2 protein-coding genes are annotated in these 16,805 nt (G+C 39.5%); both read left to right on the top strand.

Annotated features, from left to right (window positions below; all coding sequences use genetic code 11):
* Nucleotides 1–325: 325 nt before the first annotated feature.
* The gene (locus R2R35_RS21845; protein ID WP_317731973.1) at nucleotides 326–14,587 is read left to right on the top strand and encodes a non-ribosomal peptide synthetase; all 14,262 of its coding nucleotides are present in this window, start codon (nucleotides 326–328) and stop codon (nucleotides 14,585–14,587) included.
* A 56-nt stretch (nucleotides 14,588–14,643) separates the two neighbouring features.
* On the top strand, nucleotides 14,644–16,785 hold the full coding sequence (locus R2R35_RS21850; protein ID WP_317731974.1) for a hypothetical protein: 2,142 nt from the start codon (nucleotides 14,644–14,646) through the stop codon (nucleotides 16,783–16,785).
* Nucleotides 16,786–16,805: the final 20 nt, after the last annotated feature.

The following is a 16,805-nucleotide window of genomic DNA, read 5'->3' on the forward strand; positions in this document are numbered from 1 at the left end:
AGAATAGAAGCTATAAATGAATAATTGGCTGTTGCAAAATGAAGTATAAGTGGTCTTATCACGATACGGTTCATATTGTAACAGCCACTTCTGATTTGCGACTAATTTCGACTGTAACAGACGACGACGAAATTTACGAAATATGTAAAACACCTTGCGTGATAACATATAAAGGTATAAAATGGTATAATATACCATTTGTATTGCGATTTATGGTGTTATATTGAGGGTGTCCAAGGCTCATGACGTTAAATTAGTGGATTATACTGTGAAAGAAGCAGAGGACACAGAAATCAAACTATAAAGTTAAGGAGTTAAGAGTATTATGAAAAGCCAGGATAATCAAAAATGTTATTGGACAAACCTGTTAAAAGAAGATATACCTCCGTTGGATATACCAAAAGATTTCAATAGGTATTCTAAAGAGGAAGGGAATCTCTCTTATTCAAGTGTATATAGGAACGTCAAGCTTACAACAATGGGGAGTATTAAAAAGTTAAGCAAACAAGAAGGTATTACAGAGAGTGCTGTTTATCTTACTGCTTTTATGATACTGCTTATGAACTATACCCGCCAGGAAGATATGCTCCTTGGGATAAATATTGATAGCCCGGAATATTCCTGTAACAATGATGCAATAACAACGGATAATGCTTTATTCCTTCGGGGAAAACCAGAAAGAACAAAGACATCTATTACTTTACTAGAAGAAATACAGAAAGCCATCGAAGAAGCAGGGGAGAATAAGAATTATCCTCCACTGCAATTACGGGAGGAATTACGGTCAGAAGGGATAGACCTGCAGCCTTACTTATCAATTACAGCAATGGTAAGTGACAGGCTTACTGCAGAGGAAGTTTTGTTAGAAGAGAAAGAAAAAGCTGTTTCCTTAAAAGAGCATGATACGGAAGCGTTGCTCTCCTTTCATTATGCTATTCAAAAGGACAGTGTCAAGGTAATAGTTACCTATAATACCTCCTTCTACAAAAAAGAAACCGCAGAGAGGATACTGCTTCAATATCTGACTCTGTTAGAATGTTTATCAAATGCCCCCAATGTATGTATTGGAGAACTAGAGACGGCACATAAGCTGGAACAAGAGGCAATCTTATATCAGTTTAATAACACAGCAATGGAGTATCCTGATGAAAAAACCGTTGTAGAATTATTCGAGGAACAAGTGCGCAGAACTCCGGATAAAACAGCCGTAGTATTTGAAAAGGAAAAGCTTACCTATAGTCAATTTAATGCAAAAGCCAATGCCTTGGGATATGAATTGCGTAAATTGGGTATAAAACCGGGTGATTTTGTAGCTATTCTGGCAGAACGAAGCCTTGAGATGTTAATTGGAGTTTATGGAATTATAAAGGCTGGGGGCGTGTATGTACCAATGGATGTGAATGCACCTAAGGACAGGCTTGCCTACATGTTTAGAGATTGCAACCCGAAAGTGATTGTAACCTGTCAGTGGGAAAGCACACCAGGAATTATACCAGCTGGGATACCGGTAATGGAACTTAGTCGGCACCGAAGCTTTCGCGACAAGGCAGATAATTTACCCCATGTTAATCAGCCGGATGATTTATTGTATTGCATCTATACATCAGGAACAACAGGCAGGCCTAAAGGCGTTCTGATACGTAATTCCTCTATGGTTAACTTAAGCTGTTCGCTGCCTGCAGGTATGCTGCAGGCAGCGCTGGCAAAGGGTTATTCAAACATGGCGTGTCTGGGTAATCTGTTTTTTGATATCTGCAAGACAGAAATTATTGGTACCTTGCTAAATGGTATGACGGCCGTCATTGCAAACCGGGAGGAGCAGGAACAAGGAGAAGCATTTGAAAATTATGTACTTCGCAACAACATAGAAATAGTACAAACAACACCCAGCCGTATGAAATTATATCTGGAGGAGAATAAGCATACCGAATATCTTAAGCAGGTAAAGCTAATTCTCTTAGGCGGTGAGAACGTCGCATCAGAACTAATACAGAGGTTGCAAACCATTACCTCTGCCACCATTGAGAATGTCTATGGTCCTACGGAAACTACGGTCTGGTCTACCTGTGATTATGTAAAGGATACAATAACTGCAGAGGGAGTGATTGGAAAGCCTATCGGGAATACTCAGATTTATGTATTGAACGGGAACAAACTGTGTGGCATTGGAATACCAGGAGAGCTTTGTATTGCAGGAAACGGCCTGGCCAGGGGATATCTGAACAGACCCGATTTGACAGAGGAGAAATTCATAGAGAATCCTTTTGGAGAGGGGAAATTATATCGTACCGGGGACTTGGCAAAATGGCTTCCAGACGGGAGGCTTCAATACCTTGGACGAATGGATGATCAGGTCAAAGTACGAGGTTTCCGTATAGAACTGGGTGAAGTTGAAACTGCATTAAAAAGCCTGGAGGATATTACAGATGCAGCAGTGATTGTTAGAGAAGATGAAAGCGGAGAAAATGCAATCTATGCCTATATGACGGCAGCAGGCAGCATAAATTTCGCCTGGGTAAGAGAAGAACTAGAAAAAGTCCTTCCCGCTTACATGGTTCCGTCTTATTTCATGTGCCTTAACAAACTGCCCGTTAATCGTAATGGAAAGCTTGACCGTAGAGCACTGCCTCAGATAGAAGGAGAGGATAACAGTGAATATGCAGCGCCCGGGAATCAGACAGAAGAAATGTTATGTAACATCTTTCAGGATAAGCTAAAGGTAAAAAGAGTTGGTGTAAATTCCAATTTCTATGAATTGGGCGGAGACTCCATAAAAGCGATTCGTATAGTTGGAGCTATAAGAAACTTTGGATATACTCTGGATACCGGAGACATTCTCAGTCAGAAAACAGTGAAAAATCTGGCAGGTTTACTACAGCAACAGCGTCCGGTAAAGAATGAAAGTAAGGCAGAGGAATCCGAAGTAATCCTTAGAAAGAGAGGCAGCAGGGATGAGGCTTATCCCTTAACCAGTATTCAGGAAGGAATGCTCTTTCATAGTGTAACGGCAAAAGAAGAAGGAGCTTATATTCTTCAGCTTATGGTGAATAATACGGATTCACTGGATATAAACCGTTTCGAACAAGCCTTGGAGCTTTTAACTTTACGGTATGAGGTATTAAGAACTGCCTTTTTCTATAAGAACACAAAAATTCCCGTACAAGTAGTGGAAAAAGAAAGAAAGTGCGAATTTCAGGTATTGGATATTGCCAATAGCAAGGACATAGCGTATGAAATAGAACAGATAAGGGAGAGGGATTATTGCAGAGGCTTTGACTTGGAGAAAGAGCCTTTGCTTCGAGTAACGGCACTCCATAAGGGGGATGGGAAATATGAGTGTATCTTTAGTATCCATCATATTATTATTGATGGCTGGAGTATTGCATTATTGCTTAATACCTTTTCGGAATATTACCACCGTTTGATTTCTGGCACTACCCAGGAAGAAATAAAAGCTGAACAGCAGGCTCTTACCATGACGGAAGCTAACTTTGGGGACTATATTCAATGGGTGAAAAAGAGAGAAATAGCACCTGCGAAAGAATACTTTAAAAACTTATTAGAGGATTATGAAAATGTAGCTGCTTTTATGCCATCGGTTGCAAAAACGACAGACCGGAGGCAATTTAAGCTCCTTCGCTATAAAACAGGTCTTGACTGGGAAAAATTATTACACTTTGCCAGAAACATGGAGGTGACTGGAAATACCCTTGTGGAAACGGCTCTTGGACTGGTGCTTCAAAAATATTGCTTCTTAGAGGATGTGGTATTTGGGAAAGTTGTGTCTGGGCGTGAAGCTCCCATACCCAATATAGAAAGTATAGCCGGGATTTTTATTAATACAGTTCCTCAACGAATAAAGCGTACAGAAGGAATGAAACTTAAGACACTTCTTGAAAATGTGCAAAAACAGTCCATTGACAGCAGTAAATATGATTATCTTGGGCTTGCAGAAATCAATGATCTTAGTCTGGTATCCAACGACTTGGTAAAAGTACTCTTTGTATTTGAGAACTACGATGGAAAAAATGAACCATTTAAAGGAGAGAGTAAAACAGGAGTCTTTACAATTACAGACGAAAGAGAAAGTACGAATTATGATATTACCTTATCCGCTTATGAGGAAGGGGCAGGTTTCTGTTTCGCCATATCCTATAATGAGAATCTGTACGATGAAATGTATATTATGGGGATACTAAAAAAGCTGGAATTGATATTACAGTGGATGCCGGAAGCTGCTGAGAGCAAGCTGGAAGAGTTAGAATTGATTTCAGAGGATGAAAAGCAGAGAATTCTTTACCAATTTAATGATACCGATTTTTGCTATGATACTGGTAAGACAGTTGTGGAGCTGTTTGAGGAACAGGCAGACAAAACACCGGGTCATACAGCAGTTGTAAGTAGTGACACTGCCCTTACATATCAGGGGCTTAATGCCAGAGCCAACCGTGTAGCCAATCAGCTTCGGGCATATGGTATCGGAAGAGAAGATTTGGTAGCCATCTTAACAGAAAAGACGGTAGATGTCATAGCTGTTATACTGGGGATTCTCAAAGCAGGAGGTGCATATGTCCCTATAGATCCGGACTATCCCCTAGAACGTATTCACTCTATCTGCGACAATTGCAGGCCCAAAGCAGTCATAATGGGAGAAGAGCTCTTATTTGAGAATTTCAGAAATGAATACAGGGTGCTTACGATGAATTCATTATTGGATTCCAAAGAAGAGGAGACAAATCCTATTCATGTTAATCAGGCAGGGGATTTGCTCTATATACTCTATACTTCCGGTACAACAGGTAACCCCAAGGGAGTTATGGTGGAGCATAAGGGAATCGTAAATTTGAGGGAATATTTTTCTAAGAGTATGAAAGTAAATGATAGGGATAGTATATTGCAATTTGCCAAATTTACCTTTGATGGTTCCGTATGGGAAATGTCCATGGCCTTATTAAATGGTGCAAAGCTTGTTCTGTGTTCAGAGGAGGAACGTCTGGACCAGGATAAATTTATGGCACTGGTGCAGAAAGAAAAGGTAAGTATAGCTGCATTACCGCCAGCCTTTTATCATATGTTAACCGACTTCTCACCAAGAATCGTAATTACTGCCGGGAGTGAAGCAATAAGGGGAAGTGTTGAAAAAGCTGTTCGAACCTCCACCTATATTAATTCCTATGGGCCTACCGAATGCAGTGTTGCGGTAACGGATTGGAGATGTGACAGGAAAGACTGCCTTCCGGACAAGATTCCTATCGGGAAACCTATCTTAAATACCAAAGTCTATATTATGGAGAAGGACAAGCTTTGCGGTATAGGAATACCGGGAGAACTCTGTGTTGCAGGCAATGGGGTGGCTAGAGGATATTATGGGAATGAAGAACTTACAAAAGAAAAGTTTGTGAAAAATCCCTTTGGCAAAGGGTACTTGTACCGGACCGGTGATTTGGCAAGGTGGAACCAGGAGGGCAACCTGGAATATCTGGGGCGAATGGATAAGCAGGTGAAAATAAGAGGGTTCCGTATCGAACTTGCTGAAATAGAAGAAGCCTTAAGGCAGATTGCAGCCGTAAAGGATTGTGCAGTGACCGTAAGAGAAGATGAGGTACAGGAAAAATATATCTGTGCTTATGTTGCCTCTCAGGAGTCAGCTTTGAAAATACAGGAGCTAAAGGAGGAATTACGACGCAGACTTCCGGGCTATATGCTCCCTTCATATATTGTAGAGCTTGAGAGAATACCAGTTAACGACAATGGAAAACTAGATATAAAATCTCTTCCCAAGATAGAGTTTGCCGCCGACGAAAGAGAAAGGCCTGAGAATGAGATGGAACATTTGGTGGAAGAAGCCTTTGAAGAAGTGCTTTGCAAAAAACAGCTCAGTGTGCTCCAAAGCTTTTTTGACCTGGGTGGTCATAGTTTAAAGGCAATGAGGCTGGTGAATGCTATTGAAGCGAAGACGGGAATAAGGATTCCGGTAAAATCAATCTTTCGTGAGAGAACAATCAGAAATATAGCAGCCTGCCTTCTGGAGGCGGAAAAAGAGAGAGAAAACGAGATAATCCCTGCGGGTAAGAAAGAGCATTATCCGATGTCTGGCGTTCAAAAACGTTTATTTCTTTTAGAAGAAATGGCAGACATGGGTATTGCCTATAATATGCCGCGAATCTTTCGGTTATCCGGTGAATTAGAGAAAGAGAGATTAACTTGGGCATTTCAACAGCTGATAAACCGTCATGAAGCATTAAGAACAGTATTCTTATGTGTGGAGGGAGAATTTGTTCAGAAAATAGCAGACAATGTTCTGGCAGAACTGCAATATAACACGGGAACAGAAGATACCCTCCGTAAAGACTATGAAAGTTTTATCAAGCCTTTTTCTCTTAACAAAGTACCTCTGATGCGATTATTGATTCTTAAGACAGAGGCCTATTCCTATCTGTGCCTGGATATGCATCATATTATCTCCGATGGTATGAGCATGGCCATTGTAATGGAGGAACTGATACAGTTCTATAATCAGATGGAACTAAAACCTCTTACCCTGCATTATAAAGATTACAGTGAGTGGTTTAAAGAGAAAGATATATCAAAGCAAAGAGAGTATTGGTTACAGGAATTTGCCGGCGAGGTACCGGTACTTAATATGCCTCTTGATTTTAATCGACCGCAAAAACAAAGCTTTAAGGGCAATTCCATCAGAAAACCCATGGGTTCTGCCCTGACCCGGGAGATTAAAGAATTCGCGGTAAAAACAAAGACGACGGAATACATGGTATTATTATCCGCTCTCTTTATAACTCTTTCAAAATACAGCTGTCAGCAGGAGATAGCTGTTGGAACAGTGGTATCCGGAAGAGGAAACCAGGCAGCAGAAAAGATGCTTGGTATGTTCGTGAATACCCTTGTAATGAAGGCCACATTTAAGGAAGAGATGAATTATATAGCATTTTTACAGCAAGTAAAAGAAACTGCATTAAATGCATATGAAAATCAGGAATATCCCTTTGATGAGTTGGTTAATGCCATAGGAGCAGAGAGGGATATTTCGAGAAATCCACTCTTTGATGTAGTGTTTGCTTTTCAAAACAACGAAGATTTCCAAGGGAAACTGGAAGGAATGGAAATCAAAGAAATAACGGATTTTATTCCGCCTGTGGCTAAGTTTGATCTGACCTTTAACATAGACAATGTGGCAGCGGAATATGTCTTATCTCTGGAATATTCCATTGATTTATGGAGAGAAGAGACCATATGCCGTTTAGAGGAGCATTTTAAAGAGATCGTAAAGTTCATCCTTGCAAAACCGGATAGTTTGATAAAAGATATCCCCATGATAACAGCCAAAGAGCGGATACAGATACAAAACAACTTTAATAATACCAAAACACCCTATGAAAGAAATAAGACCGTTGCAGCATTATTTGAAGAACAGGTGCAAAAAAATCCTCATAAAGGTGCCGTGGTATATGAAGACGAAACGCTGACCTATCACCAGCTTAATGCCAAGGCTAATCGTATTGCTTTAACCTTAAGGGAGAAAGGGGTTCAGAGAGAAGATTGTGTTGCAATACTGGCAAAGAAGGGTACACCAATGATTGCAGGCATTTTAGGGATTATAAAAGCAGGAGCTGCCTATGTTCCCATTGATCCTTCCTATCCAGAGGAGAGAATCGCTTATCTGATAGAGGATTGCCAGGCAAAAGCAGTCCTGTACTATCAAACGGGTTTTTATGATATCCAGGTACCAGTTATTAATCTCGAGGAAGAAATCCTTAAGGCTGGTGAAGTCGATAACCCTGTAATTATCAATGAACCAGAGGATTTGATCTATATTATATATACCTCTGGAACAACAGGAAAACCAAAAGGGGTCATGATTGAACATCGAAGCGTAGTACGCCTGGTAAAACATGTGGATTATGTCCCTTTGGAAGAAGAAACGGTAATCCTGCAAACTGGTCAGATATCCTTTGATGCTTCCACCTTTGAAATCTGGGGAGCCCTCCTGAATGGTGGTACACTTTGTCTGGCGGAACAAGAGAAGCTGGTAGATTATAAAGAGCTAGCAGCTTTAATAGAAAAGCAAAACGTTAATACCCTTTGGTTGACATCAAGTTTGTTTAATCAGATATTTACCGGTAACAATCATATATTTGACCGAATAAAGTACTTGCTTACAGGAGGAGAAAAGCTTTCAGAAAGTCATGTCAGGGCTTTTAAAGAGAAAAACCTCACCACAAGTCTGATTAATTGCTATGGTCCTACGGAAGGAACGACCTTTACCACTACCTATAGGATACCAGATACCTTTGACACACTCTGGATTGGTAAACCCATCAGCAACACCGAGGTCTATATCCTGCAGGATACCAGTCTGTGCGGGATTGATGTTCCAGGAGAGTTATGCATTGCTGGAGATGGTATTGCCAGAGGGTACTTAAATCAAGAGGAGGCTACCAGCCAGAAATTTATAAAGAATCCCTTTGGACCGGGGTTACTTTATCGCTCCGGAGATCTGGCGAGGTGGAGAAGTGATGGAAACCTGGAATATCTGGGACGTATGGATAGTCAGGTTAAAATCAGAGGTTTTCGAATTGAACCGGATGAAATAAAAACAGTTCTTGGGAAATTACAGGGTATTAATGATTGTGCAGTGGTTGTCAGAACGGATGAAAGACAGGATAAGGCTTTGTATGCATACCTATGCTCAGAAACCCTGCTGGATATGGAGTCTGTAAAGAACGAATTAGAGAAGGTACTTCCTCATTATATGATTCCCTCTTACTTTCACCAGATAGACAAAATTCCGGTAACAAAAAACGGTAAATTCGATGTGGGAGCTTTGCCGGTTCTGACACCAATGTTACAAGAGGCGTATATAGAACCTGCCAATGAGATGGAAAGGCTTATATGCCATATTTTCTCTGAAATCTTAGGTCTGGACCAGGTAAGTGCGGCAGCAGATTTCTTTCGAATTGGCGGACATAGTCTTAGAGTAGTGCAGGTTATAAACCGAATAGAAGAAGAAACGGGAGTGAGACTGTCAATCAAAAGGGTATTTGAAGAAAAGACTGCGCAGGCTCTGGCGAAATGCATTCAAAGTGAGCGTATGGAAAGGCGAAGGAAAGAATACAGCAGTATTCCAGTTGCAGAGTACAAAGAGTATTATCCCATGTCTTCTGCTCAAAAAAGGATTTATCTTATACAGCAGACAGATGAGGAAGGTACAGCCTATAATATGCCGGTATGCTATAAAGTCACAGGTGATTTGAAAGAGGCATCTGTAAAAGCCGCCTTACAGGAAATGGTGAAACGTCATGAAGTGCTAAGAACCAGATTGTTCCTGGAAAATGGTGAACTGCTGCAGCAAGTGCTTCAGGAAGGGGGAATGGATTATACCAGTGAGATAACTGGGAATAGTCTTGAGGAAGTAGTAAATGAATTCGTAAAGCCCTTTGACTTGGAACACGGGCAGGTGCTGCGTATGAAGTTAGCCAAAAACCCCGAAGGAACTTTTCTGTTAATTGATATGCATCATGCTGTCAGTGATGGGATGAGTATGGATATCTGGTGGAAAGAATTTAGAAAACTGTATAACCGGGAACTCCTTTCACCTGTGAAACGCCAATACAAAGATTACAGTGAATGGATGGCAGCCAGAGAGTTAACCAGGCAAAAAGATTATTGGGTGAAGGAATTTGAGGATGAAATTCCTGTTATGGAACTGCCTTATGATTACCGAAGAGGAAAGATAAGAAACTATCAGGGAGATGTGGTTAAAGATTTTTATCCGGTGGAATTAGCAGCTGCCATACAGCAGTTATGCCAAAAAGCAGGAATAACGGAATATATTCTTATGCTATCTGCCTGCATGATTACCATGGCTAAATACAGTGGTCAGGAAGATATCGTGATAGGTTCACCAATCAGTGGAAGAACACATAAGGATACAGAAGATATGCTGGGAATGTTTGTGAATACCCTCGCGATGAGAGGTTTTCCAAACGGAAATAAAACAGTGCTTGCTTTTCTTATGGAAATGAAAGAAAAATGTTTAAAAGCATATGAAAATCAGGATTATCCCTTTGAAGAACTGGTAAAAGAAATAGGCGGTAATCGTGATAATACCAGAAATCCTCTTTTTGACGTAATGTTTTCCCTGCAAAGTACCGAGTCAGTAGAAATAACCTTAGAGGAAAGCAAACTAACCCTTGTAGAAACCGGTCATCCTATTTCTAAATTTGATTTAACGATTGAAGTAAGTAAAACGAAGGATGTTTTTTTAGTGACAGCTGAATATGGAACGACTTTGTTTAAAAAAGAGACTATTGCAGGGATACTAAAGCATTATCAAGATATTATTAAGCAAATATGTGAGAATCCTGAGAAGAAAATATCTGAATTAGACCTTGTTACCAAAGAAGAAGAGAACATAATTCGGTATCAGTTTAATAATATGAAAGCTTCCTATCCAAGAGACAAAACTATAGTGGAACTCTTTGAAACACAGGTATTAGAAACTCCGGATAAGACGGCTTTGATTTATGGTGAGGATACACTGTCTTATCTTGAATTAAACAGGAAAGCCAACAAGGTTGCACATTGCCTTCGAAAGGAAGGAGTAAAGCCAGAAGATTTTGTTGCGATTATTGCCGGGAGAAGCCTTGAGATGGTAGTCGGAATCTATGGAGTCATTAAAAGTGGCGCAGCTTATGTGCCCATGGATCCAACATACCCGAAAGAGAGATTGAGGTTTATGATTGAGGATTGTAAACCAAAAGTACTTCTTATTTACTTAGAAGAGTCCAATACTGACGCACAGGTAGCAAACAGTGCCATAGAAGAGATAATAACAGAACATAATTGGCTGAAAGTTATTAATCTGGGTAAAGAAAGTAAAGTATGGCGGCAGGATGAATATAATCCTGTAAGAATCAATTCATCAGATAATCTTGCTTATGTTATTTATACCTCGGGTACAACGGGAAAACCCAAAGGAGTAATGATAGAACATAAGAGCCTGATAAATTTAGTTCTTGGGTTTGAGAAGATTTATAAGATAACAAAGGAAGATATCTTATTACAGTTTGCCAGTTTTTCTTTTGATCAGTCTGTATGGGAAATATTTCAGATTATTCTTCTTGGAGGAACCTTGTGTATGATAAGAGACCGACTCTATGAAGAAAAAGAAAACTTCCTGGGCTATATCCAGGAGAAGAAGGTTAGTATTGCTGGATTTACACCTGCTTTTCTGGCAGAATTTCATCCGGAAGATTTTAAGACCCTTCGGTTGTTACAGGCAGGCGGGGCAGAACTACGTGAGGATGTCTTGGAGAAATGGCTTGGAAAGGTGGAAATTGTAAATGCTTATGGACCTACGGAAAATACAGTAATTACATCCACTTATAACTGTAGCTTACACCGTCCTTCTATTCGGGTACCTATTGGAAAGCCGGATTATAATGTTGAGGTTTATATCCTGGCAGGAGATAAACTGTGCCCAGTGGGAATGCCAGGAGAATTATGTATTGCCGGAGATGGTTTGGCTAGAGGATATTTAAACCGGCCAGAGCTAACCAGAGAGAAGTTTATCCGGAATCCCTTTGGAGAAGGTAAGCTTTATCGGACAGGTGATTTGGCAAAGTGGCTGGCAGATGGGAACATTGATTATCTGGGAAGAATAGATGAGCAGATAAAGATCCGCGGTTTTCGGATTGAGCTTGGTGAAATTGAAAGCGTAATAAGAAAAATTGAAGGAATAAAAGACTGTGCAGTAATTGCAAAAAGAGATCATAGCGGTGATCTGGCACTATATGCTTTTATTACAGCAGCTTTGAACATTGATATAGGACTGCTGCGCAGAGATATTTCAGAATTTCTTCCAGGCTATATGATACCAGGATTCATACTTCAGATAGATGCAATACCTGTGACGGCCAACGGCAAGCTGGACAAGAGAAAGCTTACACAAATACCCATAGAGAAATCAAAGGGATACACAGAGCCCAAGACGGAAGAGGAAAGAGTAATATGCAGTACCTATGAAGATATATTAAATCAAAAAGAAATCAGTACAGAGGATACTTTTTTTGAGCTTGGCGGAGACTCTATTAAAGCAATCCGTATAGTTTCAAAACTAAGAGAATATGGATATCAGTTAAAAATAAGAGATATTTTAAACAATCTCTCTATAGCAAAATTAGCTAAGCTGGCAGAGAAAGCCTCACAACCAGAATATAATCAGGACGAAGTTAGTGGTATGGTTGCATACACGCCTATTATGATGTATTTTAAAAAGTTAGCACTAGCAAAACCGGAATATTATAACCAGTCTGTCATAATTGAAATACAACAGTTAAATAAAACAGCGCTTAAAGCAGCAATAAAAGCTCTGGTAATACACCATGATATGTTAAGGGCTGTATATAATGAAAAAGGTTTGTTCATAAGGAGCTGTGATGCACCAAACCTGTACGAGTATTATGAATACATCTTACCTGAGCTAAACGAAGAAAAGAAGGACTTTATAATTGCAAAAAGCCAGTACATTCAATCAACGATAAATTTATCAGAAGGTGCTCTTATAAAAACAGTTTTGTACGAAGAGAAAGATAAAGCTTATTTGCAATTTATCCTTCATCATCTGGTAGTAGATGCGGTATCCTTTAGAATCCTTCTGGAAGATTTTGAAACGGCATATCTTCTGGCAGAAAAGGAAGCTAAGATCCAGCTTCCCAAGAAGACACTATCCTATAAACAGTGGTCAGAACTTTTGCTGGAGTATGCTAAAAAAGAAGTTAATGAAGACAGAGTCTATTGGGATAAGGTATTAGAAGAGTTGCCATCTGGATTAATCCAAGGTCAAATCCAAGGCAGAACTGAGTATGAATGCATCTCGCTTCAATGGAGCAGGGAGATTACGAATCAGCTGATTAAGAGTTTTATACCAAAGAACAAGGTGAGTATCAATACGGTACTCCTTACCGCCTTTGTTATGGCAGTTCATAAGATGACGAAGCAGGACAAGGTGGCAGTGGAGCTTGAAGGTCATGGCAGAGAAGGAATACTGGAAGACAAGATTATTGACCGGACTGTAGGTTGGTTTACCAGCATACATCCAATCCTTTTGCCAGTTTGCAAAGACTTGGTGGAGACTTTTTATAGCACCAGGCGTATAGTTGAGAATGTACCTAAAAAAGGAGTTACTTATAACATTTTGAAGTATCTGACAGATGCTTCTTATGAAGAAACAATTGATATTAGCTTTAATTATCATGGAAGTTTTTCAGAAGGGGGGAAGGATACCAGAATTAACCTGTCAGAAATGCAGGTGGGAAGAACTATTGCAGAGGAAAATATTTGCTATCGTTCCATGGATTTGAATGGTTTAATAGAACAAGAAAAATTGAAATTTGAAGTTAGATATAACAAAGGGAAATACAGGAAAGAATTTATGGAAGGTATATGTGCTAACTTTAAGAACACTTTGGAAGACATAGCATCTATGACTGCTTCGTTGGCAATGGAAGAGGAAAAAATAACACTTCCTGTGGTGCTTCAGGAAGATATAAAGGTATATCTGCACCGAAGTTTACCTCTTTGTATTATTTTGGCATATGAGAACTATAAAGAATGGTATTATTCCAACTATATACAGATATTCTCCCAGCAGGAGGAAGTGGGCCTGACGGAATTAAATTATATGGAACCAAGAGATTCCTATGCAGACATTGCAGAGGTAATCTGCCTTGGATTTCCACTGTTCCGTGAGGAGGAGGATTTCATTACTTTTACCAGAGAACGGCTGAAACAAGGCTATTACCTGATTGCCAATGTGGATGAGGCAGAACTGAGAAATAAACATTCTTACAAACAGGAACACTACATCCATCCCTCTCTTATTTATGGCTATGATGATGAAAAGAAACAACTAAAAGGTATCGGTTTTGAGGAGTCTAGAATCTTTACTTATCTGGAATATGACTATGAGGAGATGCAGCAGGCATTTATAAATGGGAGGAAATATTACAAACTTGGTGCGCCTTGGTGTGAATGGTCAGCCGTACAATTGATCAAACCTAAAACACCGGAGAAGAAATATCTTTTTGATAAAAGAAAATTCTTAAGGGATTTACACGACTATGTTTATTCAGTGGCAGACAACCAAAGACTATATACCTTTGGTTATGAGCATGAAAATACCGCTTATGGTCTTCAAACCTATGAGGTTGTAATCGAAAGGCTGCAGCACAGGCTTCAAAAAGAGGAATTCGTAATTGACTACCGTGCGATCCATCTAATGTATGAACATAGGAAAGGATTATACCAAAGAATCAGTTATGCAGCAGAGAAGTATAAAGTAAGCAAAAGCATTACAAGAGAGCTTGCAAAATTACAGGAATTAGTGGAAGCTATGAATAAAGTCAGAGTCCGCTGGTTTCCAATAGACTATAAAGATGGATATGAGGATTCAGGTCATAAGGTGGTTTTACAAAAACTTATTGAGGAGCTGCAAAGCTTAAAAGAACAAGAACTGTCAGTTGTAACCAACCTGTATGAACTTTTAGCGCAGGAACTCAATGATTGATTTGCTCCGTTATTATAAGATAGTGCGGGTATTATAACCCGCACAAGGGAGGTATTATGATTATTAAAGATAAGATAAGAAGACTTCATTGCAATAGTACCATAAAAGAATTATTGGATCTGTTTATGGCAGATGAAACATGTGAATTGGTATATCTGGAAGAAGATAATAAGATAATGGGTGAGATATCCTATGCTAAAGTGGAACAGAGGCTGGGGGAGGGAGGCTGCTTTAAAGAAGAGGTGAAATCCTTGATTGGACAACCTTGTACTGCTGACTTTACTGGTTTTACAGAAGAGGAAACAGAGTATGAGATTATAAGAAAATTTATGGCCCAAAAGGAACTGCATTCGCTATTGGTATTACAAGAGGATGGAACGCCCCTTTATTCTGTGGTGGACGAATCACGCTTTCAAAGAAAAGAGAATCAAACCCGTATTGCTTTCGGATATCTTAAAGAATTGGAGATTGCGTTTGACAGTATTTTCAATTTTTATTTAACCAGTCATAAATTCGAAAAAATAGCTTTTTTACCAGGTGAAATAAGTGAACAGGTATATAACATGCTTTCTGACAGGAAGCGGATTGTGATGCTTGAAAAAGAGGAATTTCAAGAAAGTGATTATGACATCGTACTGGGAGCGGATGGAGGTTCTGACAATAACGCTTTATCCTGGTATCAGCTGCTGGTGCTGTTATATGATAGCATCTACAACGTATACAGCAAAGAAGATAATATGATAACGGAAGCATTAAAAAAGATATTGCCTTCTAATTTATGTATACTGCGTTGTCCCATGGTTATGGATTTAGAGCAGAAAACAGAGCGGGAGGCTCTTCTGGCAATGCATACAGAGAAGGACGAGGAATGGTTTCAATCCGATGAAGGAATCCAGGTATTTTGCGACGGACTAAAAGAATATGACAGAGAAAAGATTGATGAGATGATGGATTTTCAATTTATCGGAAACCATACGGGAGTCTATAATATGGATGTCAGAAATTCAATGCTCAATGTTATCGATGGAATTCGTTTTACGTCGGATACACCTTTTAGGTATAACCGGACAATTCACATGTTTGGACCGAGCACTTTGTTTGGTGTAGGCGTTGAGGATAAGCATACCATTTCCAGTTATGTGCAAAGATATGTAAATCATAAGTTTCCGGAGAAAAATATTCGAGTAGTGAACCATGGAGTACCAAGGGCAGATGATATAGACATAGCCAGGCTCATTCGCAGCACACCTGTAAAGTCTGCAGATATGATTGTTATAGTATACAGCAGATTGGAAGAAAATCATAATATCCGATGTGCTTTTGAAAAGATAAAATGTCTTGATGCTCATCAGATATTTGAAAGACCGCATGATATGGGTGAAATCTTTTTAGACACGACACACTGGAACCATAAACCCAATCGCAGAATAAGCGAATACCTGGTTGATGGATTTTTAGGAGATTGTATCCTGAACGATAATGGAATATACGATAATGTCCAAAAAAACCAAGTGATACATAATGCATTTTATACTAAGCTGTCTCAAGATAAGGAATTTTTAAAAAGTATAGAGGAATTAAAGCAATACCGTTTTCAGAATTCAAAAAAGACAGGGTGTATTATCATGAATGCCAATCCCTTTACCCTGGGACATCGTGGGTTGGTAGAAATGTCACTTAAGTATGTTGAAAATCTGTATGTTTTTGTATTGCAGGAGGATAGATCATATTTTTCATTTAAGGACCGGTTTGCTATGGTGAGGGAAGGCTGTAAGGACCTTAAGAATGTAAAGGTACTGCCAACAGGAAATGTGATGGCTTCAGCAGCCTTGTTTCCTGAATACTTCCAGCGGGAGCAACTTAAAAAAGAGGTGAAATTTGATATCCGTAAGGATATCACAGTAATGGCAGGCTTTATAGCACCGACACTGAATATTACCATGCGGTTTATGGGGACAGAACCAATATGTCCGATTACAAGACAGCTCGTTCAGCATACACAAGAGCTGCTTCCGTATTATGGAGTGCAGTTGGTGATATTTGATCGGATTGAAAAGGAAAACGAACCAATTAGTGCATCCTCTGTTCGTAAGTATCTGAAGGAAAGAAATGAGGAAGCCATGAGGAAAATTGTACCTGCAACCACCTATGAATATTTAATCAACAACTTTATGATGAAAGAAGAGGTAGCAGAATGAGTTCATAAAGGCTCATGGAT

This window comes from Anaerocolumna sp. AGMB13020 (genome assembly GCF_033100115.1).
In the GTDB taxonomy this organism is placed as follows: domain Bacteria; phylum Bacillota; class Clostridia; order Lachnospirales; family Lachnospiraceae; genus Anaerocolumna.

Coding starts and splice junctions, on each gene's coding strand:
- R2R35_RS21845 (WP_317731973.1), top strand. CDS start 326: ATGAAAAGCCAGGATAATCAAAAATGTTATTGGACAAACCTGTTAAAA.
- R2R35_RS21850 (WP_317731974.1), top strand. CDS start 14,644: ATGATTATTAAAGATAAGATAAGAAGACTTCATTGCAATAGTACCATA.